General features: G+C 72.5%; 18 protein-coding genes. 9 read left to right on the forward strand and 9 right to left on the reverse strand.

The window, feature by feature from the left end; genetic code table 11:
- Positions 1-19: 19 nt before the first annotated feature.
- Complete coding sequence (locus OG254_RS37520) at positions 20-1,705, forward strand: DUF2264 domain-containing protein (protein WP_405590965.1); 1,686 nt, start codon at positions 20-22, stop codon at positions 1,703-1,705.
- Positions 1,706-1,862: 157 nt separating this feature from the next.
- Here OG254_RS37520 and OG254_RS37525 read toward each other — a convergent pair whose 3' ends face one another.
- Positions 1,863-2,276, reverse strand: a complete 414-nt coding sequence (locus OG254_RS37525) for a hypothetical protein (protein WP_405590968.1) — start codon at positions 2,274-2,276, stop codon at positions 1,863-1,865.
- Positions 2,277-2,585: 309 nt separating this feature from the next.
- Between OG254_RS37525 and OG254_RS37530 the strand changes: the two genes are divergently transcribed.
- Together OG254_RS37530 and OG254_RS37535 are read left to right on the forward strand one after the other, a co-directional pair.
- Entirely contained in the window at positions 2,586-3,365 is a 780-nt protein-coding gene (locus OG254_RS37530) for an isocitrate lyase/phosphoenolpyruvate mutase family protein (protein ID WP_405590971.1), read from the forward strand.
- Positions 3,366-3,438: 73 nt separating this feature from the next.
- Positions 3,439-3,864 carry an NUDIX hydrolase gene (locus OG254_RS37535; protein WP_405590974.1) on the forward strand — a complete coding sequence of 142 codons (426 nt, stop codon included), beginning with the start codon at positions 3,439-3,441 and terminating at the stop codon, positions 3,862-3,864.
- On the opposite strand, the gene OG254_RS37540 is transcribed toward OG254_RS37535, so the two are convergent.
- The 5 genes from OG254_RS37540 to OG254_RS37560 form a co-directional block, all read right to left on the reverse strand.
- Positions 3,851-4,582 carry a hypothetical protein gene (locus OG254_RS37540; RefSeq protein ID WP_405590977.1) on the reverse strand — a complete coding sequence of 244 codons (732 nt, stop codon included), beginning with the start codon at positions 4,580-4,582 and terminating at the stop codon, positions 3,851-3,853. The two genes, OG254_RS37535 and OG254_RS37540, sit on opposite strands and share 14 nt — an antisense overlap.
- Positions 4,583-4,619: 37 nt before the next feature.
- A complete protein-coding gene (locus OG254_RS37545; RefSeq protein ID WP_405590980.1) occupies positions 4,620-6,044 on the reverse strand; it encodes a hypothetical protein in 1,425 nt (474 codons plus the stop codon).
- Positions 6,045-6,105: 61 nt separating this feature from the next.
- Positions 6,106-6,708, reverse strand: coding sequence for a TetR-like C-terminal domain-containing protein (locus OG254_RS37550; protein ID WP_405590983.1), 603 nt, complete (start codon positions 6,706-6,708; stop codon positions 6,106-6,108).
- A gap of 48 nt (positions 6,709-6,756) precedes the next feature.
- Complete coding sequence (locus OG254_RS37555; protein WP_405590986.1) at positions 6,757-7,437, reverse strand: response regulator; 681 nt, start codon at positions 7,435-7,437, stop codon at positions 6,757-6,759.
- Entirely contained in the window at positions 7,434-8,297 is an 864-nt protein-coding gene (locus OG254_RS37560; protein ID WP_405590989.1) for a sensor histidine kinase, read from the reverse strand. The genes OG254_RS37555 and OG254_RS37560 overlap by 4 nt, the downstream gene beginning before the upstream one ends.
- Positions 8,298-8,436: 139 nt before the next feature.
- Between OG254_RS37560 and OG254_RS37565 the strand changes: the two genes are divergently transcribed.
- On the forward strand, positions 8,437-9,144 hold the full coding sequence (locus OG254_RS37565; RefSeq protein WP_405590992.1) for an ABC transporter ATP-binding protein: 708 nt from the start codon (positions 8,437-8,439) through the stop codon (positions 9,142-9,144).
- A complete protein-coding gene (locus tag OG254_RS37570) occupies positions 9,141-11,456 on the forward strand; it encodes an FtsX-like permease family protein (RefSeq protein WP_405590995.1) in 2,316 nt (771 codons plus the stop codon). Before OG254_RS37565 ends, OG254_RS37570 begins: the two co-directional genes overlap by 4 nt.
- A gap of 65 nt (positions 11,457-11,521) precedes the next feature.
- Here OG254_RS37570 and OG254_RS37575 read toward each other — a convergent pair whose 3' ends face one another.
- Positions 11,522-13,069, reverse strand: a complete 1,548-nt coding sequence (locus OG254_RS37575; protein ID WP_405590998.1) for a hypothetical protein — start codon at positions 13,067-13,069, stop codon at positions 11,522-11,524.
- A gap of 18 nt (positions 13,070-13,087) precedes the next feature.
- The gene (locus OG254_RS37580; RefSeq protein WP_405591000.1) at positions 13,088-14,416 is read right to left on the reverse strand and encodes a jacalin-like lectin; all 1,329 of its coding nucleotides are present in this window, start codon (positions 14,414-14,416) and stop codon (positions 13,088-13,090) included.
- A 256-nt stretch (positions 14,417-14,672) separates the two neighbouring features.
- On the opposite strand from OG254_RS37580, the gene OG254_RS37585 reads away from it, so the two are divergent.
- The 4 genes from OG254_RS37585 to OG254_RS37600 all read left to right on the forward strand — a co-directional run bounded on the left by OG254_RS37585 (position 14,673) and on the right by OG254_RS37600 (position 20,384).
- Complete coding sequence (locus OG254_RS37585) at positions 14,673-16,397, forward strand: PHP domain-containing protein (RefSeq protein ID WP_405591003.1); 1,725 nt, start codon at positions 14,673-14,675, stop codon at positions 16,395-16,397.
- A 17-nt stretch (positions 16,398-16,414) separates the two neighbouring features.
- Positions 16,415-16,906 carry a hypothetical protein gene (locus OG254_RS37590; RefSeq protein ID WP_405591006.1) on the forward strand — a complete coding sequence of 164 codons (492 nt, stop codon included), beginning with the start codon at positions 16,415-16,417 and terminating at the stop codon, positions 16,904-16,906.
- A 53-nt stretch (positions 16,907-16,959) separates the two neighbouring features.
- Positions 16,960-18,237, forward strand: coding sequence for an MFS transporter (locus OG254_RS37595; RefSeq protein WP_405591009.1), 1,278 nt, complete (start codon positions 16,960-16,962; stop codon positions 18,235-18,237).
- Between the two features lie 125 nt (positions 18,238-18,362).
- Complete coding sequence (locus OG254_RS37600; RefSeq protein WP_405591012.1) at positions 18,363-20,384, forward strand: calcium-binding protein; 2,022 nt, start codon at positions 18,363-18,365, stop codon at positions 20,382-20,384.
- Positions 20,385-20,503: 119 nt separating this feature from the next.
- On the opposite strand, the gene OG254_RS37605 is transcribed toward OG254_RS37600, so the two are convergent.
- Positions 20,504-23,383 carry a glycoside hydrolase family 2 TIM barrel-domain containing protein gene (locus OG254_RS37605; RefSeq protein ID WP_405591014.1) on the reverse strand — a complete coding sequence of 960 codons (2,880 nt, stop codon included), beginning with the start codon at positions 23,381-23,383 and terminating at the stop codon, positions 20,504-20,506.
- Positions 23,384-23,395 lie beyond the last annotated feature (12 nt).

A 23,395-nucleotide genomic window follows, 5' to 3' on the forward strand; every position in this document is an offset into this window, starting at 1 on the left:
AGAGCAGGAAAGAGCGCCGATGCAGCTCCCTCCCGACGACCACACCCTCAGCCCGCACACCGGCTACACCCGCGCCCACTGGTTGGCCGCCGCCGACGCCCTGCTCGCCGCAGTGGAGCCGTACGCCACGCAGGACCGCGCCCTCTACCACTTCCCCGGCGACCACGAGAGCTGGTCGGGCCGCCTCTCGGACGGCCTGGAGGGCTACGCCCGTACGTTCCTCCTTGCGGCGTTCCGCCGGGACGAGACGGTGTTGGAGCGCTACGCCGACGGTCTCGCGGCCGGCGTCGCGGGCGTCTGGCCGCGCATCGAGGACCGCGGCCAGCCGCTCGTCGAGGCCGCGTCGATCGCGCTCGCGCTGCGACTGACCCGGCCCCTGCTGTGGGACCGGCTGGACGACGGCGAGCGGCAGCGCGCGGCGGCCTGGCTCGGGGACGCGCTGACCGCCGAAGCCTGGCCCTGCAACTGGGAGTTGTTCCCGGTGACGGTGGGCGGCTTCCTCCAGGAGATCGGCCACGAGACCGAGGAGTCCCGCAAGGCGATCGACCGGGGGCTGGAGCGCATCGAGGACTGGTACGTCGGCGACGGCTGGTACACGGACGGCGACGGCCGCAAGTACGACTACTACAACGGCTGGGCGATGCACCTGTACCCGGTGCTGCACGCCTGGCTGGCCGGGGACGACCGGCTCCTGGACCTGTACGGCGGCAGACTCTCCCGCCATCTACGGGACTACGCCCGCCTGTTCGGCGGCGACGGCGCCCCGATGCACCAGGGCCGGTCGCTGACGTACCGCTTCGCGACCACGGCCCCGCTGTGGCTGGGCGCCCTGACCGGGCACACGCCCTTGCCGCCCGGAGAGACGAGGCGGCTGGCGTCGGGCGCGCTGAAGTACTTCCTGGAGCGCGGCGCGGTGGACGACAACGGCCTGCTCACCCTCGGCTGGAACGGCCCCGACGAGACGGTCCTGCAAGGCTATTCGGGCCCCGGGTCCCCGTACTGGGCGAGCAAGGCCTTCCTCGCCCTGCTCCTCCCGGCCGACCACGAGGTGTGGACGGCGGTGGAGGAGCCGGCCCCCGCCGAGCGCGAGGACGCGGTCACCGCCCTCGCCTCCCCCAACTGGCTTGTGCAGTCCACGAGTTCGGACGGCTTGGTGCGCCTGCACAACCACGGCAGCGAGGACGCACGCTACGACCCGCACTACTCGCGCCTCGCCTACTCGACGGCGACGGTGCCTTCGCGGTGGTACGACAACAGCGTGATCGTCGGCAGCGACCCGAGCCGTACGGACATCGTGCCGCTCGGTGTGGGGGAGGGCTGGGCCGCCTCGCGGCACTCGGCGGGCGGCGGAACCCGGGTGACCAGCCTCGTGCTCGCGCACGGCGCGGTGGAGGTGCGGGCGCACCTGGTGGCGGGAGCGCCGGCGGGGACGCCGGTGCGGGTCACCGGCTGGGCCTGCCGGGGCGACGTACGGGGCGAGATCCGACCGGTCGTCGCACTGGACAGCCGCCTCTCCGGCGCCACCGGCGACACCGACACCCTGTTCGTCGCCCTCACCCGGCTCACCGCCGAACCGGCCCCCACTCCGCTGGACGAGCTGGTGACCGTGCGCGTGGACGACGAGGGCGCGCTCCACGTCCGCTGGAGCGATGGGCGCGAGGTCCGGGCCCGGTTGACGGACGGTGAGGGCGTCAGCGTCGTGTGAGCCTGAGGAGCCCCGGGAGTCTGTCGAGGATGATGGGGATCACGGGTGGGAAAGAAGACACGGCTGACCCGGCTGCTCCGAGGCGTCGGTAACGCCGAGACTGCCGCCCGGAATCCGTCGCTGCCCGTCGAGGTCGTGCAGCGCATGGCCGAGTGGGTCAGCGTGTCCGACGGGGCAGATGGGTGATCGCTACGAAGGTCGCCAGGGCCGCCAGAGTCGTCGATGCGTAGACCGGGTACTCACCCCACGGCGAGTCGGGGGCGTTCAGCGAGGCATGCATAAGCCTGTTGACGCTCCAGCCCACCGCCAGTCCGGCCGCGAACGCAGGCCAGCGGTGCCGTACGCCGTCGATCACGTCGTCGAGCATGGACCACACCGCCGCGACCGTCATCACGACCGGTCCTTCGTCCCAGCCGGCCCAAGCGGCAAGGGCTCCCACGGCCAGGCAGAACACGCAGATCCGCAGCGAGGGCAGCACCCGTGAGGGGTGGCGTGGCTCCCCGCGCGGAATCCGGAAGAACCGCCGTACGCTCCGCACGACTCCGTGCAGGCTCCTGCTCTTGCCGTACATCGCACCGACCTCCCTCGTCCGCGTGCATCGCATCTACGAGACGCTTCGGACGGGGGATGTGGTTGTACGTTCCGTTCGTCCTCAGTGCTTAGGGCGGGCGATCTGCAAGGACGTCGTGGTCGGGGACGCGCCCGTGAGCGGGGTCGCGACGACGGGGTGACGGGCACCGACGCCCAGGTCAGGGTGCCGTCCCTCTGCACCGCTACGTACGGAACACTTCGGTCCGCGCCGAACCGGCCCGGGCATAGCCTTTCGAGCAGGACGGAAGCCGTCCGGAAGAGCCCCCGCCACTGCCGTAGGGAGACCGCCGTGACCACCTTCGCCGAACTCCACCACGGCGACGAGCCGCTGCTCCTCCCCAACGCCTGGGACCACGCCTCGGCGCGGGCGCTCGCCGCCGAGGGTTTCCCCGCGATCGGCACGACCAGCCTCGGGGTGGCCGCGGCCGTCGGCCTGCCCGACGGGGCGGCGGCCACCCGCGACGAGACCCTTCGGCTCGCCCTCACCCTCGGCTCGGGGCCCTACCTCCTGTCCGTCGACGCGGAGGACGGCTACAGCGAGGACCCGGACGAGGTGGGGGAGTTCGCCCGGGAGCTCGTGGCCGTGGGAGCCGTCGGGATCAACCTGGAGGACGGTCTCGGCTCACCCGTGGTGCACGCCGCGAAGATCGCCGCCGTCAAGGCGGCCGCGCCCGGCCTCTTCGTCAACGCCCGTACCGACACGTACTGGCTCGGTGGCGGGGAGCTGGACACGCGGGCCCGCCTCGACGCCTATCAACGGGCGGGCGCCGACGGGGTGTTCGTGCCCGGGCTCACCGAACCCCGGGAGATCGCCGCCCTGGTGAAGCACCTCGACGTCCCCCTCAACATCCTCTACTCCCCGGCCGGCCCCACGCTTCCCCAGCTCGCCGAGCTCGGCGTCCGGCGCGTCAGCCTCGGCTCGCTGCTCTACCGACGGGCCCTGGGCGCGGCGCTGGAGACCGCGGTGGAGATCCGGGAGGGGCGCACACCGCACGGGGTCGTCCCGTCCTACGGTGACGTGGACGCGCTCAGTCACCGGAGCGACGCGACTCACAGCGACGGGACGTAGGTTCCTGTTAGCCTTGACTCTTTCCCGGGTACCACACCCTTTGGACTCATCACCGGCGAGGGACCGAGGAACCATGACCATGGACATCCCCGGCGACAGGCGACTGGCGGCCGCCGTCGTGATGGACGAAGAGCAGCGGGTGCTTCTGGTGCGCCGCAGCGAGAAGGAGCGGTTCCTGCCCCGGGTGTGGGGCGTTCCCTGCGGGAAGCTGGAGCCCGGTGAGAGTCCCGAGGACGGCGCCCTGCGCGAGCTGAAGGAAGAGACCGGCCTGCTCGGCGAGATCGTCCGAAAGGTCGGCGAGTCGTCGTTCCTCAGCGACTACCGCGGGCACGAGATCAAGAACTGGCAGGAGAACTTCCTGGTCCGGCCCTTGACCGCGGCGGTCACCCTGCCCGAGCCCGACCAGGACTCCGCCTGGCTCGCCCGCGCAGAGTTGATGGCGGTCGACATCGACGAGTACAACCTCGACATCGTCCGTCAGGCCTTCACAGAGTTCTGAGCCGCTCCGCCAGGTCCCGCAGCGCCCCCAGATACTCCTCCGCGGTCAGCGGCACCTTCGCCACCGCGCCCGGATGCGGGACCGCCGCCGTGAACACATCGGTGTGGCGCCGCCGTTCGGCGCCCGTCTCCAGGAACAGCGTCACCGTCGGCGCGTCCGTGTCGCACCAGGCCCGGTGCAGGGTGTGCGCGGGCAGGGCGTAGGAACTGCCCGCCGCGTACTGCCCGACATGCGTCAGCCGCAGCCGCGCGGGACCGGCCGGCTTCAGCACCCAGTCGGCCGACCGCTCCGCCAGCGACTCCGCGTAACGCGCCGCCGCGAAACCGCCGCCGCGCTCGTCGTCGACCTCGTACAGCTCCATGGCCAGCCGGCCCTCGACGACATAGGAGGCCAGCGGCGAACGGTGGTTGTGGATGTCCTCCTCGCCGATCGCCCCCGCACCCGGATGCCACACATGCGCGCGCAGCATCTGACGCGGACCGCCGTCGATCAGCAGCAGCTTGTCGAAGCCGAGGACGTGACGGTACGACAGCCGGGCGCAGGCCTGCGGATCGCCTTCGCCCGAGGCGAGTTCGGCGACCAGCTCCAACAGCCGCTCGGGGGAGCCCAGTTCCGTGACGACGGAGCGGGCCGCGGCCACCAGCTCATGCTCGGGCGGTTCACCGTCCAGCGCCCCGGTCAGCAGCCTCCGCGCCGCCAGGACCTGCCGACCGCCCATGCACTCATCCTCCAACGCCCGCTCGTCACAACCGACTTCAGCCATGCGGCTGGTACATCCATACGGCATGCGAGCGCAGCGCCGAAAGACCTTGATAGGTCATCCACATCGGCCGCCGCTGATCGGTGCTCTCGTCCCGCTCCCACAGCCAGATACCGTCGGTCTGCCCCTCCCACACCGCGGCGACGGCCCCCTCCAGCCGGATCCGCAGCTCCTCCTCCAGACCCTCCGCGCGGGCGATCTCCAGCGCTCCCGGCGAGAGCAGGGCGCGGGCCAGCCAGGAGGCGGTGAAGTGCCGTACGTTCAGCACCTCGTGGCGCGTGGGGTCGTCCGGGCGCGGGCGGCGGACCTCCTCGTGGAGGTTCGCCAGGTCCGGGCAGATGTCGTGCGGGGCTTCCGGGCAGGACAGCAGCCAGCGGATGCCGTCCTCACGTGCGGCACGGGCACGGGCGGCGCGCGCGTCGCCCTCCTCGCCCAGCACCCGGGCGGCCCGGTCGAGGGCGACGACGGCCTGCGCGGTGTGCAGCGGGGACGGCCTGCCGTAGGGCGGCTGCAGTCGGTAGCCCCAACAGCGCAGATGGTCGCGGCGCGGGTCGCTGATCGCGCCGTCCGCGAGGGCCTCGCGCAGCAGGGGCACGACCTCGGAGCGGGGCGCGGCGCGCAGCAGCCCGCGCAGCACGGTCGTCACGACATGCGTGGACTCCCGCCCGGTGCGGTCGAGTTGACGGGTGAACGCGCCGGTGCACCGGTCCACCTCGGCGGCCAGCCGCTCGGCGGACCCGCCCGCCCGCGCCAGTGCTCCCAGGACCAGCGCGGTGACCTCCGGTCGCGCCTCGGAGCCCTGTGAGCGCGCCGACCAGCCGCCGTCCGGGAGCCGCAGCCGCCACAGCGTGTCCACCAGGTCGCCGGTGCTCAGCCGTCCCTCGGGCACACCGAGGTCGAGCATGATGTGCAGGCCGTAGGCGGTGCCGACGGGGGTGGGCCGGGAGGGCGTGTCCTCGCCGAGGGAGTGCGGCCAGCCGGTGAGCCGCCCGTGGTCCGGGTCCTCCACGACGGACACCTGGTCGACGAGGGTTTCGTAGGCGGCGGCGAAGACGCGCGGGAGCGGGCCGGGCGCCCCGGGTGCCATCGCGGCGGTGCCCACGGCGGGGGCCTGAGCGCGGGTGCCCGCGTCCGCCCGCGCCCGGAGCAGGCCCGCCGCCAGCCAGGCCGCGACGAAGGTGCCGAGCCCGCTGACCCCGGAGATCACATACCGGGCGGCCGAACCGTCGATGGAGTCGGGCAGCACGCTGAACAGGAACTGGAACACGCCGTATCCGGCGGCAGCGGCCCCGAGGCCCCCGAGCCAGCCGACGAAGCGTGCCGGGGGCGAGGTGTCCGGGTGGTCCGCGTCGGGAGAAGGCGGTGCGGGATCGGGCCGACGGGACCTCAAGGGGCCGCGTCCGAGCTGCTGTTGGGACAAGACGCGCTCCCTCCCCCGTGGTGGTGGCGTGTGACCTCCGCGAAGCTTCCAGTCTAAGTGGTCAGCGTGGCACCTGGGGCAACGGCCGGTTGTCCTCGCTGCGCGGCCAGTTGGTGAGGGCCACGTGCAGGGCGTCGATCGCGCGGTCCCACGACTCGCGCACGTCGCGGGGAGCGCCGAAAGCGCCGGTGGACTCCAGCGAGCAGTAGCCGTGGAAGGTGCTGCGCAGCAGCCGGACGGCGTCGGTGAGGTCGGGTTCGGCGAGGCCGTAGCCGCGGAGCATGCCGTAGGTGATCTCGGCGGTACGGCGCATGGCGGGCGAGTCGGCGAGGAGGCTCTGGTCGACGCGGATCTGGGTCGCCGCGTACCGGCCCGGGTGCTCGAGGGCGTACTCCCGGTAGGCGCCCGCGAAGGCGGCCAGCGCGTCCTTGCCGGCCCGCCCCGCCACGGCCGCGGCGATCCGGTCGATCATCTCGCCGCCGGCCAGCAGGGCGACCCGGATGCGCAGGTCCTGAAGATTCCTGACGTGCGAGTACAGGCTCGCGTCCTTCACCCCGAAGCGCCGCGCCAGCGCGGACAGGCTGACGTTCTCGAACCCCGCCTCGTCCGCGAGCTCGGCGGCGGCCGCCGCGAGCCGGTCGGCGGTGAGTCCTGCGCGGGCCATGGGGTTGCGTCCTTCGACTTCGGAAACCTGGGGTGACTAGGCGTGATGCTAGTGCTCGGGGGCTCGGCCCGGCCGGACCAGTCCCGTCTCGTATGCCAGGACGACGGCCTGGGCGCGGTCGCGAAGGGACAGCTTGGCGAAGATGCGGGCCACGTGGGACTTCACCGTGGCCTCGCTCAGCGTGAGGTGGGCGGCGAGCTCCGTGTTGGACAGGCCGCGGCCCAGGAGGGTCAGGACCTCCAGTTCGCGGGGGGTGAGGGACGTCAGGTCGGCGGGGACGGCGGGTGCGTGGGCGGCGGGGTTCGCGGCGAAGCGTTCCACGAGGCGGCGGGTGATGGAGGGGGCCAGCAGGGCGTCGCCGGTGCTGACCAGGCGTACGGCCGCCGCCAGGTGCTCGGGGGTGACGTCCTTGAGGAGGAAGCCGCTCGCTCCGATCGACAGGGCCGTGTAGACGTAGCGGTCCAGGTCGAAGGTCGTCAGCATCAGCACCCGGCAGTGCGGGGCGTGCTGGAGGATGCGGCGGGTGGCGTCCAGACCGTCCAGGTTCGGCATGCGGATGTCCATCAGCACGACGTCCGGGACGAGTTCGCGTGCCATCGAGACCGCCTGCGCGCCGTCCGCCGCCTCGCCGACCACGTCGATGCCGCGCGCGGTCAGGATCAGCCGGAAGCCGGTACGGATCAGGGTCTGGTCGTCGACGATCAGGACGCGGGGAGCGGGCTCGGTCACGGGCGGTCCAGGGGGATGCGGGCCCGGACGCGGTAACCGCCCCCGAGGCGCCGTCGGGCGTCCAGGTCCCCGCCGTACACCGCGACGCGCTCCCGCAGCCCCAGCAGGCCGCGGCCGGTGCCCGCCCCGTGCCGCGCGACGGGGCGGGGCCGCGTCGGTGCCCCGCCGGTCAGCACGCTCGGCCCGGTGTTCAGCACCTCCACCCGCAGCGCGTGATCCGCGTAGCGCACCGTGACCTCGGCCTTTCCTCCGTCGCCGTGCTTGAGCGCGTTCGTGAGCGCCTCCTGGACGATGCGGTACGCCGTCACGTCGATCCTCTGCGGGAGCGGGCGGGGTTCGCCGGAGATCCGGACCTCGACCGGCAGCCCCGCGAAGGAGACACGGTCGACGAGTTGGCCGAGCCGGTCCATGCCCGGCTGCGGGGCGAGGTCGGCGGCGGGGGCGTCGTACGCCTTCGGGTCGTCGGCCGTGTCGTCGTCCTCGCCGCTCGGCGACGGGGCCAGCACCCCCAGCAGATGCCGTAGGTCCGTCATCGCGCCCCGCCCCGCGTCCTCCACCGCGCGCAGCGCCGCCGCGGCCTCGTCCGGCATCGTGCCCAGCACCTCGCGGGCGGCGCCGGCCTGGACCACCATCAGGCTGACGTTGTGACTGACGATGTCGTGCAACTCGCGGGCGATACGGTCGCGTTCGGCGGCGACCGCCGCGTGGGCCGCGCTCTCCCGCTCCCGCTCCAGCAGCCAGCCACGCTCCCCTACGGCATCCCGCCAGTGGCGCCGCGTCCGCAGCAGCGCCACGCCCAGCACCAGTACGGCCGCGTACGCCAACGCCGCCGCAACCCACCCCGGATTCCAGTCCCCCATGGGGTTCACCCTGGCAGACGATTCCCCGCGTACGCATCGGCCGGGAGACGCAGGCCCTGCATCCGGAGGATGAGGCGCCCGGCGATGTGCCACCCGGGGAGGGATGCCCGGGCCGGGTCCGCCTCGTAGCGTCCTGCCCATGACAGTCGAGGACAGCAGGGGAGAGGTCGTCGTACGACTCGACGGCGTGCGCAAGGAATACGGCGAGACGACGGCGCTGGCCGGGGTGTCGCTGGAGATCCGGGCGGGGGAGGCGGTCGCGGTGATGGGACCCTCGGGGTGCGGGAAGTCCACGCTGCTCAACATGATCGCCGGCCTGGACCGGCCGACGGGTGGCGCGGTCGTCGTGCACGGGGAGAGTGTGGGGGAGTTGAGCGAGAAGGGGCTCGCCCTGTACCGGCGGCGCCGGATCGGCATGATCTTCCAGTTCTTCAACCTGATCGACGACCTGTCGGCACTCGACAACGTCGCGCTGGCGGCCCAGCTGACCGGAACCCCGGCCCGGCAGGCACGCCGCCGCGCCCTGGAGCTCTTCGATGAGCTCGGCATCGCCGACCGGCGAGGCGCCTACCCCGCCGTGCTCAGCGGCGGAGAGCGCCAACGCGTCGCCGTCGCACGGGCGTTGATGAACCGCCCCGCCCTGCTCCTGGCCGACGAGCCGACCGGCGCCCTGGACAGCCGCTCCGGAGAACAGGTCATGGATCTGCTGCTCGACCTCAACCAGATCGGTCAGACGCTGATCCTGGTGACCCACGACGAGCATCTTGCCCGGCGCTGCGCGAGCCGCCTGATCGAGTTCGCCGACGGACGGGTGACCGGCGAGCACACCCTGGAGCCGTCCGCATGAGGGCCGTGTGGCGCGCCGCGCGCGCGGCGGTACGGCGGCGCAGACTCCAGACCCTCGTCATCGCGCTGGTCACCCTGACCTCGACCGTGGCCATGGTGATCGCCCTCGGCCTGCTCGACGCCGCCTCCGCCCCCTTCGACAAGGCCTTCGGCAAGCAGCGCGGCCCTCATGTGGTCGCCGTGTTCGACCCGGCGAAGGTCTCGCAGGCGCGGTTGGCGCAGGCGGCCCGGCAGCCCGGCGTCGAGGCCGCCGCGGGCCCCTATGCGCAGGCCACGGTCGAACTGCCGGACGCCGGCATGCACTTCGGGGTCGGATCCGAGATCACGGTCGTCGGCCGCGCCGACCCCGAAGGCCCCGTCGACCGGCTGGATCTGTGGGCGGGACGCTGGGCCACCCGGCCCGGCGAGGTCGTGCTGAACCGGCAGTCCGACTGGACCCCGGACGACCTCGGCAAGCGGCTCCCGATGCCCCCCGGCGGCCCCGCCCTCACCGTCGTCGGGTTCGCCTTCGACCTGAGCCGCACGGCGGACGCCTGGGTCGCGCCCGAGCAGATCGACGCGCTGCGGCCGACGGCCACCCAGATGCTGTTCCGGTTCCCGGACGCGTCCTCGGACGACCGGCTGCGCGCACAGCTGTCCACCGTGACCGAGGGGCTCCCGGCGGACGCGCTCACCGCCTCGCGGTCCTATCTCACCCTCAAACACCAGGTGAGCAGTTCGGCGCGGGCGTACACGCCCTATCTGATGGCCTTCGGAATCCTCGGCATCGCGGTGGCGGTGCTCATCATCGCCAACGTGGTCAGCGGCGCGGTGATCTCCGGGTTCCGGCACATCGGGGTACTCAAGGCGCTCGGCTTCACGCCGGGGCAGGTGGTCGCCGTCTACCTCACGATGATCTCCGTGCCCGCGGTCGCCGGGTGCGCGCTCGGCACGGCTGCCGGAAACCTGCTGGCGGGCTTCTTCTTCGAGTTCGTGTTCTCGGGGCCCGACGCGGGGGTGTTCCACGGCAGCGTCTCCGTCTCCGCCTGGGTGAACGCGGTCACCCTGCTCGGCATGCCCGCCGTGTGCCTCCTCGCCGCGCTGGCCCCCGCGCTGCGCGCCCACCGCATGTCGGCGGCACGGGCGATCAGCGCGGGCAGCGCCCCACGCGCGGGCCGTGCTCTGGGCATCCAGCGCCGGCTGGCCGGCAGCAGGCTGCCGCGCTCGGTGAGCCTGGGCGTGGGCCTGCCGTTCGCCCGGCCGGGCCGAAGCGTCCTGACGCTGGCCGCCGTGGTCCTCGGGGTGACCACGGTGACGTTCGCCACCGGCCTCGCGACGACGATGGACCGGTTCGGGAACGCCGGGCGCGACGCCTATCAAGTGACGGTGTACGCCTCCAACTTCAAGAACGGCAAGGAGGTCCTGCCGAAGCACGACGACCGTGAACTCCATTCGCTGCTGGGCGGGTTGCCCGGAGCGACCGGGATCACCGCCCGGGCCTCCGTCGACGTACGCCTCGCGGGCAGTGCGCATCCGGTGATCCTCGAAGGCCGCCGCGGCGACCGGCTCGAACTGGGCGGCGTACTCACCGACGGCCGGTGGATGCGCGCGAGCGGCGAGATCGTGGCCGGGTCGGCCTTCCTGCGCCAGAACGGTGTACGCGTCGGCGACAGGGTCGGTCTGGAGAAGGGTGATCGCACCGAACGGGTGCTGGTGGTCGGGGAGTTCATGGAGAGCAACGCCCGGGTGGTGGTCGCCGACTGGCCCACGCTCGCGGCGCTGGCCCCGGACGAGAAGCCCATCGCGTACCACGTCGCGCTCCGGGACGGCACCGACCCGACCGCCTACGCCCGCGCGGCACGGGCCGCCGACCCCGGGATCTCCCCGGATGTGCGGGGCTCCAACTCCGTCACGCAGACCATCGTCGGCTCCGCCACCGCCCTCACCGTGATGCTCGCCGTGGTCGCCGCCCTCGGCGTATTCAACACGGTCGTCCTCAACACCCGTGACCGCAGGCGCGACCTGGGCATGCTGAAGTCCATCGGCATGACGCCGCGCCAGGTCACGGTGATGTCCGTGACGTCGATGGCGGTGCTCGGCGCGATCGGCTCCCTGCTCGGCATCCCGCTGGGCGTGGCGGGCTACGAGCTGGTGATCCCCCGCATGGCGGACGCGGTGGACATCGCCCTGCCCGCCTACATGACGGACGTGTGGCAGGCTCCGGCCCTGACCGCACTCGCCCTGGCGGGGCTGGTCATCGCGGTGCTGGGAGCGTTCGTCCCGGCGCGGAGGGCCGGGCGGTTGACGATCGCGGAGGTGTTGCGGAGCGAGTGAGCGGGGGCGCTCTGCTGGAGGGCCTTGACGCGGCGCGGGGGCGTTGGGGCGGAGGGGGCCGCCGGTCAGCGTGAGCAGCGGCCGCCGTCCGCCACCACCAACTCCACGTCCTCGGCCCGCACCCGCAGGGCGTGGCGGTAGGTGTCCTTTCCTCGGGACGGTGAGGGGTCCCAGAGCCAGACGGTGTCGCCGCTCGGCTGGAACGAGATCACCGGGTGTCCGGTCGGGACCGGGCCGTTGACGACGGGTGTCTCGGCGCCGAGGGGTTTGACGCAGACGAGTTCGGGGTGCAGGCCGAAGTAGCCGGGGGGACGGTGGCCCGCGGCTGCCGCCCGCATCGTCCGGTCGGCGGACTTCTCCACGTCGTCGAGCGCGATCTGCACCACGGTCAGGACGGCCACGAGCCCCGTCAGGACCAGCATCAGACGGAAGAACGCGCTGACGGGTGCCTGCACGTTGAAGTGCCGGGCCCAGCCGGCCACCGCGACGAGCCCCAGGAGGAACAGCACGGCCACGACCAGCGGCCGCAGGGCCACGACGTACTGCCAGTAGAAGCCCACATGCACCGCGTCGGCCGGGATCCCGAACATGTCCTCCAGGTAGACGGCGTGCAGGAACGCCCCGACCCACGGCATGACGAACGGCAGCGGCGCGGCGAGGACGGGGAGGAACCACTGCACGTTGCGGCTGAACCAGGACGCGCTCAGCGCGTACCACAGCCCGAAGGCCGTGAGCCCGAGGCCCAGGACCATGCCCAGCCCGGCGAGCATCCCGGACAGCCCCGCGTCCTCGGAGCGCCCCCACATCCAGCCGGCGAACGTCGCGCTGCCCGTGAGGACGACGCCGCAGCCCAGCCGGATGAGCTTCGGATGGGGTGCGTTCGAGGTCAGCCATGCGCCCGTCGGCCAGCAGATGGCCGCGGGGACCAGCAGGGCGGTGAGACGCCACGGGGAACCGAGCGCGCCGAGGAGGACGCCGCTCGCGACGCAGGCCAGCACGATGACGCTGATCACCGCGACCCGGCCGGCCTCGCGACGGCGTTCCGTCGACCCGGCGTCGGACCGGGGCCCGATCGCCCGGCGTATGTCGTGCGTGCCGGGATCGAACGGCGGCCCGCCGATGTTGCGGGTCTCCAACTCCGCGAGCACCTGCGTCCGTTGCTCGTCGGAGTACTCGCCGCGCAGGTGCAGCGTGTGGCGAATGTCCAGCCCGCCGACGGCCGTCCAGTGCTCGGCCAGCCACCGCAGGACGGGCCCCGCGTCGTCCGGCACCTTGCGGTGCACGTGGTAGACGGTCTGTGCCTGGGCGGACTTGGGCGGGATGAGCTTGCTCTCGCGCACCCACAGGTCGAGCTTGCGCCGCTTGGCGAGCGTCGTGAGCTGCTCCACGGCCGTCGACCTCGCGGTCCAGCGCGAGCCGTGGACCGGGATCTCGACGATCAGCCCCGCGTACCCGTCGTCCACGGTGACCGAGTCCGCGGCCCGCGCGGGCCGAACCCCCCACCCCTGGGCGCCGAACACCCCGCTCGCCAGCTCCAGTTCGTCCTGGTCGTCACGGACCTCGACGACCAGGCGAACCCGGCGGTTGTACGGTCCAAGAGCCTCCGGTGTCACCGGGGAAGTCTCGCACCGTCACCCGATCGGCGCGTACAGCACCCCCAGCTTGTCGATCTCGTCGCCGGCCCGCCCAGTGAACCCGACGATCTGCCACCCGGACGGCGCCGAGAAGGTCTTCGTGTCCGACGTCGCCGTACCGGCGGACAGCGTGCGGCCCCTGTCCGTGGTGAAGGCGGCGGAGAAGATCCGCGTACGCCCGTCCTTCTGGCCCTGCGTCAGCTTGACGGCGGTGAGGTGCTCGCCGGAGGCCAGGGTCAGGGACGTCGCCGTGCCGCCCGAGCCGCCGTGGGTGAGAGCCGTGCCGCCGTCGTGGGTCAGGGACACCGCGTCCAGGCGGGAGGCGCCGCGCAGGGTCAGGGTGCGGGGCGCGGGCGTCGCCGGCAGGTCGTCGGCGTCGTTGAAGGCCGTGCCGTGCGGGCCGCCGAAGAAGTCGCTCGCGTTGAGGGACGAGTCGAGGGTGTAGGAGAAGTCGACCGTGTGCGGGAAGTGATCGGAGAGGTGCTTGCCGTCCGCACGCAGGAACTTCGCCCAGTCGTTGTTGTACCGGGTGGCGTTCAGGGCCAGCAGCTCGCTGCCGCGGTACAGGACCTTGTCCACGACCTCGCAGTCGTTGGCCGGGGCCGTCGCGTCGCACAGCAGCGCGTCACTGCCCGCCGCCGGGGGAGTGCCGCCCTTGACCAGCTGCACCCAGGCGTCGGTGAGGCCGTTCTCGCTGACGAGCGTGCGGATGTTGTCGCCGGTGCGCGTGTAGCGGGTGTTGGTGTCGCCCATGACGATCACCGCGTTGCCGGCCGAGTTGGCCTGGATGAAGTCCGACAGCTGCTCGACGTTGGCGCGTCGGGCGGCGAGCGCCGCGTCGTCGGAGTCGGCGTTGGTGTGGACGTTGTACACGTCCACGAACACGCCCTCGGCCAGGCGCACCCGGGCCAGCGTGAAGCCCTTCGGCGTCAGGCAGTTGGTGCCGGTGCAGTTGTTCCACTTGACCCGCTCGAAGTCCTCGAAGGCGTGGTCCGAGAGGGTGTTGAGGCCGTCGCCGAAGGCCGCCCCGCCGCTGGTCGCGGTGCGGTAGGGGTGGGTGTCGTTGGCGTACAGCGAGGCGTGGTAGTTGAAGTCTTCCTGGACGTTGACGATGTCGTACGGCGCCAGCCGCTGCCCGATGAGCGGGGTGTTCGTCTCGGGGTCGCTGTCGCCGAGGCCGAGGGGGAGGCCCGCGATGTTGTACGTCAGGACGTTGAAGGAGCCGGAGGTGGCGGCCGCCGCGGGGGTGGCGGCGGTGGCGGCGGTGGCGGTGAGGCCGGTGAGGGCCAGCGCGGCCGCCGCGAGCGTGCCGATCAGTCTTCTCATGGTGGGGGTGTCTCCGGTGGGTGACGAAGAAGTTGAATCCTGAAGGTGAGCGCTGCTCAGGTTCGGTGTCAACCCGGGTGACGTACAAGGGCAGTTGAGGAAACTGTGAGAGTCGCGGCGTTCCGCCGCGTCGGTGGCACTCCGTGGCCACGCGCCGCTTGTTCAATGTTCATGTTTCGCCTTGATCCTCCACAGGCGGCGCAACAGCGCCGCAGAAGGCAGCCGCCGGCAGGCAGCGGCATCCCAGGAGGCGTTCATGGGACACGGGCACGCGCACGGCCATCACCACCACGGACACGACCACGACCACTCGCACGACGCGGCAGCCGCTCTGCCCGCCGCCTTCGACCCCTCCGTGCCCGACGAGGCCCTGACCCCCGAGCAGCAGTCGCGCCGTACCCTGCTGCGCCGGGCCGGTCTGCTGGGCGCGGGTCTGGCCGCCGCGAGCGTCGTCGCGCCGACCGCTGCCGCCGCCGCGACCTCCGCCTCCGCCACCGAGGCGCCGGCCTCCGCCGGCCGCCGGAGCAACGGCTTCCTGTGGCTGGCCGGTGACCACCACATCCACACCCAGTACAGCAGCGACGGCAAGTACCGCGTCGTCGACCAGGTCCGCCAGGGCGCCAAGCACGGCATGGACTGGCTGGTCATCACCGACCACGGCAGCACGACCCACGCCAAGATCGGCGTCGAGAAGGTCAACCCGGACATCCGGGCGGCCCGCGCCGCCTACGAGGACACCCTCGTCTTCCAGGGCCTGGAGTGGAACATCCCGGCCGCCGAGCACGGCACCGTCTTCGTGCACCCCGGCCAGAACGAGGTCTCGGTCCTCAAGCAGTTCGAGACCGACTACGACGGCAGCGTCAAGGGCGCCTCCGACTCGACGCCCACCAACGAGGCCCTCGCCGTCGCCGGCCTGAACTTCCTCGCCGAGCAGGTCCAGCGCCGCAAGGTCAAGGACGCGCTGATGCTCGCCAACCACCCGGCGCGGCGCGGTGTCGACTCCCCGCACGAGATACGCAACTGGCGTGACGCGGGCCGCACCCGCCAGATCGCCATCGGCTTCGAGGGCGCCCCGGGCCACCAGGCCGCCGGCCTGCCCGCCCCCATGGGTCCCGGCCGCGCCCGCGGTATCTACGACAACAACCCCAGCGCCAACTCCTTCGCCGGCTTCCCGCTGGAGAGCTACCGCACCTGGGGCGGCTTCGACTGGATGACGGCGACCGTCGGCGGCCTGTGGGACAGCCTGCTCGCCGAGGGCAAGCCGTGGTGGATCACGGCCAACTCCGACTCCCACCAGGTCTACGCCGACACCGCGGCGCGCGGCACCGGCGGCAACTTCGACACCGACGGCCGCTACCCGGACCCGGTCTACGGCGGCCAGATCGACATCGCCCAGGGCGACTACTGGCCCGGCCAGTACAGCCGTACGCACGTCGGCTCCGACGGCTTCTCCTACGCCGCCGTCATGGAGGGCATCCGCGCCGGCCGCATCTGGGTCGACCACGGCCGGCTGCTCAGCGCCCTCGACGTCCGCGTGAGCGGCGGGTACCGCTGGGCCACGCTCGGCGGCGCGCTGCACGTCCGCAAGGGCACCAACGTGACGCTGACGGTCGACGTGGCGATGGCCGGCGGGGCCAACTGGGCGGGCTTCGTGCCCAAGCTGGCCCGTGTCGACGTCATCCAGGGCGATGTGACCGGTCCGGTCGCCGACAAGGACACGTTCACCGCGCCGACGGCGAAGGTCGTCAAGTCCTACGAGGTGAACAAGTCCAGCGGCACGGTCCGCCTCACCTACGACCTCGGCAAGGTCGACCGCCCCGTCTACGTGCGCGTGCGCGGCACCGACGGCAACCGGGGCGGCGTCGGGCCGATGGGCGCCGCCGTGGACCCGGCCGGCCCGGCCATCGACGTCGTCGGTGACGCCGACCCGTGGCGCGACCTGTGGTTCTACTCCAACCCGGTGTGGGTCCTGCCCTCGTGACCCCGTACGTTCTGACCGTGGACGCAGGGGTCCGGGATCTTCGCGCGGCCGACCACCTGCTCCATGGCCTCGCGGCCGAACTCGCCCTCCCCGAGGGCGTGTTCGGCTGCACCCACCTGGTGCGGGGAGAGCGCCCGCGCGTCGCTCTCTCCCTCACCCTCCCGTCCGAGTCGCTCCTGCGTACCGCCCAGGAGCGGCTCGCGGCCGGAGGCCACGAGGTGTCGCCGGGGATCCCGGACGCGGTCGGCCGGGCGGTCCTCTACCCGGGCGTCGCCGCGCTGACCGGCACGCTGACGATCGCCGACGTCCTGTCCCGCTCGGCGATCGACCGCGTGACGGTTCTGGGCGCTCCGGGCCAACCCGCCCCGGACGCCTTACTGGTGACGGGCGATCATGTCCGCCCCGGCTGGCAGAACGACGAACTCGTCCTGACCGCCATGCCGGCGGTGGGCGGCACCCTCGTACCCTTCGAGGTCCCGGATCCCACCCCGTGCTGCGCCGACCACTGAGCGGATCGTAGGCTGGCCGGGGTTACGGAGTCGGGTTTCGGACGGGGGGTCGGGTGACGTACGAGGCGGAACGCCACGGCGAAGCCGACCGACGTCGCAGACCTCCCGGGCCGCCCCCGGACGACCCCGCCCGCCCGCTGTGGCGGCAACGGGACTTCGGGATCTTCTGGGCCGCGCAGACCCTCTCCGTCCTCGGCGACTCCTTCGCCCTGATCGCCCTGCCCCTGCTGGTGCTCCAGGCGACGGGCTCGCTCGCCCGCATGGGCCTGCTCACGGCGGTCGGCGGGGCGGCGGCGGTCGTGGCGGCGGTGTTCGCCGGGGCCGTCGTGGACCGCGTCGACCGGCGCAAGCTGCTCATCGGCTGCGACCTCGTGCGCATGGCGCTGTACGGAATCGTCCCGCTGGTCTGGCTGTTCGGGCCGCAGATCTGGCTGCTGTATGTCGTGCTGCCCCTGTGCGAGGCCGTCGGCATGCTGTTCGCCGTCGGCTATGTCACCGTCGTCCGCGGCCTGGTCGGCACCGAGCAGCTCACCGAGGCCAACGGCCGGCTGAACGCCACCGCCGCCGCGGCCGGCGTGCTCGGGCCGCTGTGCGCGGGCCTGATGGCCGCCTGGTCCGGCCCCGCCACGGCCGTCGGCGTGGACGCGGCCAGCTTCGGCGTCTCCGCCGCGTGCCTGGTCTTCGTACGACTGCGTGAGCGGCCCGGTAAGTCGCCGGAGCGGACCGGACTGTGGCGGGATCTGCGCACCGGGATCGCCTTCCTGCGCGGCCACCCGGTGCTGCGCGCGCTGACGGCCCTGCTGTTCGTCTTCAGCTTCCTCACCCTCGGCCTCACCGACCTGGTCATCTACCACCTCAAGCACGACCTCGGCCACGACGACGGCGCGGTCGGCACCGTCATGGCCGTCGGCGCGCTCGGCACGATCGCCGGCGCCCTGCTGGTGGCCCGGGTCCGCCGCCGGCTCGGCTTCGGAGCGACCTGGACCGGCTCGGTCGCGGTGTGCGGCCTTGCCTTCGCCGGGCTCGGCTGGGCGCGGGACGTCCCCGTCGTCGCGGCCCTGACCGCGGCCTTCCTGGCCTGCGTCGGCATGGCGGGCACCTGCTCCATGTCGCTGCGTCAGGAGGTCACCCCGGAACCGCTCCTGGGCCGGGTCACCTCCGCCTTCTGGACCCTGCAGTACTCCGCGGCCCCGATCGGCGCGGCCGTCCTCACCTGGGCCGCGGAACGCCGGGGTACGGCCCCGGTCGCCCTGGTCGCGGGCGCGTGCTGCGTACTGATCGCCGGCGCCGCGCTCTTCACGCCCATACGGCGCTCCGGGCACCGGACCTGACCGACCCGCCTCGTGTGTCATATCGTCGGAGCGGTTACCCCGCAGGGTGGAACTCTGCGGCCCACTAAGCCGATTCGCTGGCCAGGCGTCGATCGGCACCGTGTGCGCATCCGGACGCTGGCGCCATGTTCATCATTGATTCCCTACGGGGAGCAACACGTGCCCTGGCCTCCCTGGCCATGGCACTGGCGTTCGTCGTCGCCTTGCCGCACGGCGCGTACGCCGCACCCGGTGACCTGGACACCACGTTCGGCACCGGAGGCCGGGTCAGCATCGCCACCACCACCTACGCGGAGGGCGAGGACGTGGCCGTCCAGCCCGACGGCAGGATCGTCTCGGTCGGCTCGGAGCAGGGCCCGGCCGCCACCGACTTCGCCCTGACGCGGCACAACCCCGACGGCAGCGTCGACACCTCCTTCGGCGGGGGCGACGGTGAGGTGCTGACCGACTTCGAGAGCGGCGACGACGCGGCCCAGGGGGTGGCGGTCCAGCCCGACGGGAAGATCGTCGTGGTGGGCCGTCACCAGGAGACCGACGACGAGTTCGCGGGCTGCTGCTGGTTCACGGTGGCCCGCTACAACTCCGACGGCAGCGTCGACACGTCCTTCGGGGGCGGCGACGGATGGGTCAGCCCCGGCCTGGCCGGTGGGGCCGAGGACGCGGCCGGAGTCGCGGTGCAGCCCGACGGGAAGATCGTCGCCGGAGCCTTCGCCGGCGGCTGGTTCGCGGTCGTCCGGTACCTGCCCGACGGGAGCCCGGACGGGGCCTTCGGCGGCGGTGACGGCGTGACCATGACCTCGTTCTCCGAGACGGGCGGCGGCGGCGCTGTCGCGCACGACCTGGCGCTCCAGCCCAACGGAAAGATCGTCATGGCGGGCTACGCGGGGGCGACCGCCTTCGACTTCGCCGTGGCGCGATACAACGCCGACGGAAGCCCGGACACCACCTTCAGCGGCGACGGCAAGGTGACCACGGACCTGGGCGGCTACAACTGGGGCCAGACCGTGGCCGTGCAGTCGACCGGCAGGATCATCGTCGGCGGACAGAGCGCGGACCGCTTCGCCCTCGTGCGTTACAACCTCGACGGCAGCCGCGACCTCACCTTCGGCACCGGCGGTGTCGCGACCACCGACTTCGGCGGCACAGCCGGCGTGAACGACCTCGTGCTCCAGCCCGACGACCGCATCGTCGCCGGCGGCGCCGGCCAGGCCGGCGACTTCCTGCTCGCCCGCTTCAACGCCGACGGCACCCTCGACACCGGCTTCGGCACGGGCGGCCGCACCACCACCGACTTCGGCTCCGGCGACCGGCTGAACGCCCTCGCGCTCCAGTCCGACGGCAAGGTCGTCGCCTTCGGTAACAGCGGCTTCAACGGCCTGCGCGTCATGGCCCGCTACCTCGGCGGCGTCGGCACCCCGCCGCCTCCGCCCCCGCCGCCCGCCGGAGTCGACCTGTCGGTCACCAAGACCGGCACCGGCGCGGTGAGCATCGGCGACCGGGCCACCTACACCGTGACCGTCACCAACAACAGCACCACGACCTCGGCCACCGGTGTCACCCTCACCGACACGGTCACCGGCCCCGCCGCCACCGTCATCTCGGCCACCCCCGGCCAGGGCACCTGCACGACCTCCGCCACCGGCGCGACCTGCGCCCTCGGCACCCTCGCCGCCGGCGCCCGCACCACCGTGACGGTCGTCGTCGAACCCAGGGCCACCGGAACCCTCACCGACCGGGCCACCGTGAGCGCGGCGCAGTCCGACCCGGACACCGCCAACAACACGACGACGGCCCCCACCACGGTCAACAACGCCCGCGGCTGCACCCGCATCGGCACCAGCGGCAACGACACCATGACCGGCACCTTCTTCACTGACGTCATCTGCGGCCTGGGCGGCGACGACACGATCAACGCCGGCTCGGGCAGCGACACGGCGTACGGCAACTTCGGCAACGACCGCGTCGACGGCGGCTCCGGCAACGACACCCTCAACGGCGGCCCCGGCAACGACACCTTGCTCGGCAACTCCGGCAACGACCGTCTCGACACCATCGACAACGTCACCGCCAACGACACCGCCAACGGCGGCCTGGGCACGGACATCTGCACGACGGACCCCGGGGACGCGCGCATCAGCTGCCCGTAGACCCCGACGGGTCCGCCGGCCCACCGGACACCGGTGCCCCACCTGGCGTGACACGCCGGGCGGGGCACCGGTGTCATCCGTTCACCCCTGCTCTGTGCCGGCCGCTGAACTGACGTGTGTCACTCGGCGGGCGAGAACACGAACGAGAATTCCGCCGGCTCGGCCTTCAGGAAGTACTGCGGCAGCGGACCAGGACCGCAGGACTGCGAACCGATGCCGTGCTGGCCGTGGTCGAGGTTGACCCAGACCGTGTCGCCCGGCGTGAGGTCGCTCAGATGCCGGGCGGCGTCCAACTGCTCGGTCGTCCAGCGCCGCGCGCTGAACCAGAACTCCGGCTCGCCGTCGATCCGCAGCCCGCCGAGCTGCGCCCAGCGCACATCGGACCGGGCGCCGTTCTCCTGCGGGCGCAGATACGGCGTCTGGAGTTCCTCGATGTCGGCGTCCCACAGCAGGTCCTTGGCCGCGGCCTTGGTGTCCGGGTACGCCTCACCTCCGCTGCCGAACCAGGACACGATCCCGGTGGACACCGCCGGCAGCCCGAACCGCACGCCGAGCCGGGGCAGCGGCACCTTCCAGTCGCCCTCGGGAGTGACCGACACGGTGAGGCGCAGGCGCGTTCCGTCGCTGGTCCAGCGGTAGACCGTACGCAGGCCCACCTCCCGGGCCGCGGGCGCCACCCGGGTCGTCACGATCAGGGCGTCGCCGTCCGCGTCCACGCCGTCGAGCCTGTGCCGCATCCGGTGCAGGCCGAGCCCCCGCCACAGCGAGCCGTAGCGCGCGTCGTCCTGCCAGGACGCGCCCTCGTCGTTGTCGGTGGGCGCGCGCCACACGTCCAGGCGCAGACCGGTGACATCCACCCCGCCGATGGACCGCAGCGCCCCGGTACGGGTGTCGAAGGCGGCCGGGCCGAGCACGATCCGGTCGCCGTCGGCCGTGGGCTCCGCACCCGTGGCCGCGGGGAGGGCCGCACGCGGCGCGACGGTCCGCTGCGCCCACGCCACCTCATGGCCGACGCCGGCCCAGGGGGTGTCCTCGGCGAGCAGCGCCCGGACCGTCCACTGGACCTCGTCGCCGTTGCCGTCGGGGGCGGGCGCCGGCAGCTTGACCTCCGCCGACTCACCCGGCGCGAGCGGCGGCACGGTGAGCGTGTGCGCCCCCGTGGGCATGCCGTCCACCTGGTAGGAGAACTCGAAGCGAAGGTGCGAGAGATCGGCGAAGTCGTACGCGTTCGTCACCCGTACGGTGCCGTCCGCGCCGGCGCCCTCGATACGGACCGGCTCGATCACCTTCTTGTACTCGAGGAGCCCCGGCGACGGCGTCCGGTCGGGGAAGATCAGCCCGTCGCAGACGAAGTTGCCGTCGTGCAGCTCCTCGCCGAAGTCGCCGCCATAGGCGTAGCCCAGCTCGGGATGCTTGATGCCGTGGTCGATCCACTCCCAGATGAAGCCGCCCTGGAGCCGCTCGTACCGCTCGAAGATCTGCTGGTAGTCGGCGAGGCCGCCCGGGCCGTTGCCCATCGCGTGCCCGTACTCGCACTGGATGAAGGGGAGGTCGCGCCGGGCGTGCGGGCCGCCGTCCAGGTGCTGCCCGATCCGCTCGACCTCCGCGTGCGAGGCGTACATCCGCGAGTAGACGTCGGTGTTCCGGCAGTTCCAGTCGCCCTCGTAGTGCACGAGCCGCGAGGTGTCCCGGCCGTGGATCCACTCGGCCATCGCGGTCAGGCCGCGCCCGGTGCCCGCCTCGTTGCCCAGCGACCAGAAGACGACCGACGGGTGGTTCTTGTCGCGCTCGACCATGCGGGCCGCGCGGTCCAGCAGGGCCGGCGTCCAGCGGTCGTCGTCGACGGGGTTGTCGCGCCAGCCCTGCTCGGTGAAGCCGTGGGTCTCCAGGTCGCACTCGTCGATGACCCAGAGGCCCAGTTCGTCGCACAGGTCCAGGAAGGCCGGGTGCGGCGGGTAGTGCGAGGTGCGCACGGCGTTGAGGTTGTGCCGCTTCATCAGCAGCACGTCCTCGCGCATGGTCTCCAGGTCGAGGGCGCGGCCCTTCTCGGGGTGCCACTCGTGCCGGTTGACGCCCTTGAACAGGACCGCCTTGCCGTTGACCTTGATCAGACCGTCTTCGAGGGCGACCGTGCGGAAGCCGATGCGCAGCGGCACGCGCTCCCCCGCGGTGATCAGCTCGCCGTCGTACAGCTTGGGCGTCTCCGCCGACCACGGCTCGACCGGGACCGTCACCGGCTCGCCGGTCGCGACATCGATGTCGAGGGTGGGCACGGACACCCGCCCGTCGACGTCGGAGTCGACGCGCAGGGTGCCCTCGCCCGTGGCGTGGTCGTAGGAGGCGTGCACGAAGAAGTCGCCCGCCGCGCCCGTCGGCCGGTGCAGCAGGGTGACGTCACGGAAGATGCCGGGCAGCCACCACTGGTCCTGGTCCTCCAGGTACGAGCCCGCGGACCACTGGTGCACACGGACGGCGAGCACATTGCCGGCCGGCTTCAGCAGCGAGCCGACCGCGAACTCGTGCGGCAGACGCGAGCCCTTGAACTCGCCGAGCTCCGTGCCGTTCAGCCAGACGCGGGCGCAGGACTCGACGCCGTCGAAGCGCAGGACGGCGCCGCCGTCGTCCGGGGCCGGCCAGTCGTCGGGAAGGTCGAAGACGCGCAGGTGGTCGCCGGTCGGGTTCTCGGTCGGGACGCGCGGCGGGTCGACCGGGAAGGGGTAGAGGTGGTTGGTGTAGATGGGTGATCCGAAGCCGCCGTCGCCCTGCAGGACCCAGTGTCCCGGGACCGTGACCTCGGCCCAGCCCCCGGCGTCGTATCCCTCGGCGGCGAAGGAGTCGTCCTCGGCGTCGGCGGTCGCCGAGAGCCGGAAGCGCCAGTCGCCGCCCAGGGACAGGGACTTCGCATCCGAGGCGGCGTACCAGGCGCGGGGCGGGAGGGCCCCGCGGCCCGGGGAGACGTCCTCTACGTAGTCGACGGTTCGGGTAGTGCGGAAAGACATCTGTCTCCTTGC

Origin of the sequence: Streptomyces sp. NBC_01092 (genome assembly GCF_045039535.1) — a bacterium.
Taxonomy (GTDB): domain Bacteria; phylum Actinomycetota; class Actinomycetes; order Streptomycetales; family Streptomycetaceae; genus Streptomyces.

What these genes read in the sequence shown, in the direction of transcription:
- OG254_RS37570 (WP_405590995.1), top strand. Translation starts at nt 9,141, where the DNA reads ATGAGGGCCGTGTGGCGCGCCGCGCGCGCGGCGGTACGGCGGCGCAGA.
- OG254_RS37540 (WP_405590977.1), bottom strand. Translation starts at nt 4,582, where the DNA reads ATGGGCGGTCGGCAGGTCCTGGCGGCGCGGAGGCTGCTGACCGGGGCG.
- OG254_RS37550 (WP_405590983.1), bottom strand. Translation starts at nt 6,708, where the DNA reads ATGGCCCGCGCAGGACTCACCGCCGACCGGCTCGCGGCGGCCGCCGCC.
- OG254_RS37560 (WP_405590989.1), bottom strand. Translation starts at nt 8,297, where the DNA reads ATGGGGGACTGGAATCCGGGGTGGGTTGCGGCGGCGTTGGCGTACGCG.
- OG254_RS37605 (WP_405591014.1), bottom strand. Translation starts at nt 23,383, where the DNA reads ATGTCTTTCCGCACTACCCGAACCGTCGACTACGTAGAGGACGTCTCC.
- OG254_RS37600 (WP_405591012.1), top strand. Translation starts at nt 18,363, where the DNA reads ATGTTCATCATTGATTCCCTACGGGGAGCAACACGTGCCCTGGCCTCC.
- OG254_RS37580 (WP_405591000.1), bottom strand. Translation starts at nt 14,416, where the DNA reads ATGAGAAGACTGATCGGCACGCTCGCGGCGGCCGCGCTGGCCCTCACC.
- OG254_RS37520 (WP_405590965.1), top strand. Translation starts at nt 20, where the DNA reads ATGCAGCTCCCTCCCGACGACCACACCCTCAGCCCGCACACCGGCTAC.
- OG254_RS37565 (WP_405590992.1), top strand. Translation starts at nt 8,437, where the DNA reads ATGACAGTCGAGGACAGCAGGGGAGAGGTCGTCGTACGACTCGACGGC.
- OG254_RS37585 (WP_405591003.1), top strand. Translation starts at nt 14,673, where the DNA reads ATGGGACACGGGCACGCGCACGGCCATCACCACCACGGACACGACCAC.
- OG254_RS37535 (WP_405590974.1), top strand. Translation starts at nt 3,439, where the DNA reads ATGACCATGGACATCCCCGGCGACAGGCGACTGGCGGCCGCCGTCGTG.
- OG254_RS37525 (WP_405590968.1), bottom strand. Translation starts at nt 2,276, where the DNA reads ATGTACGGCAAGAGCAGGAGCCTGCACGGAGTCGTGCGGAGCGTACGG.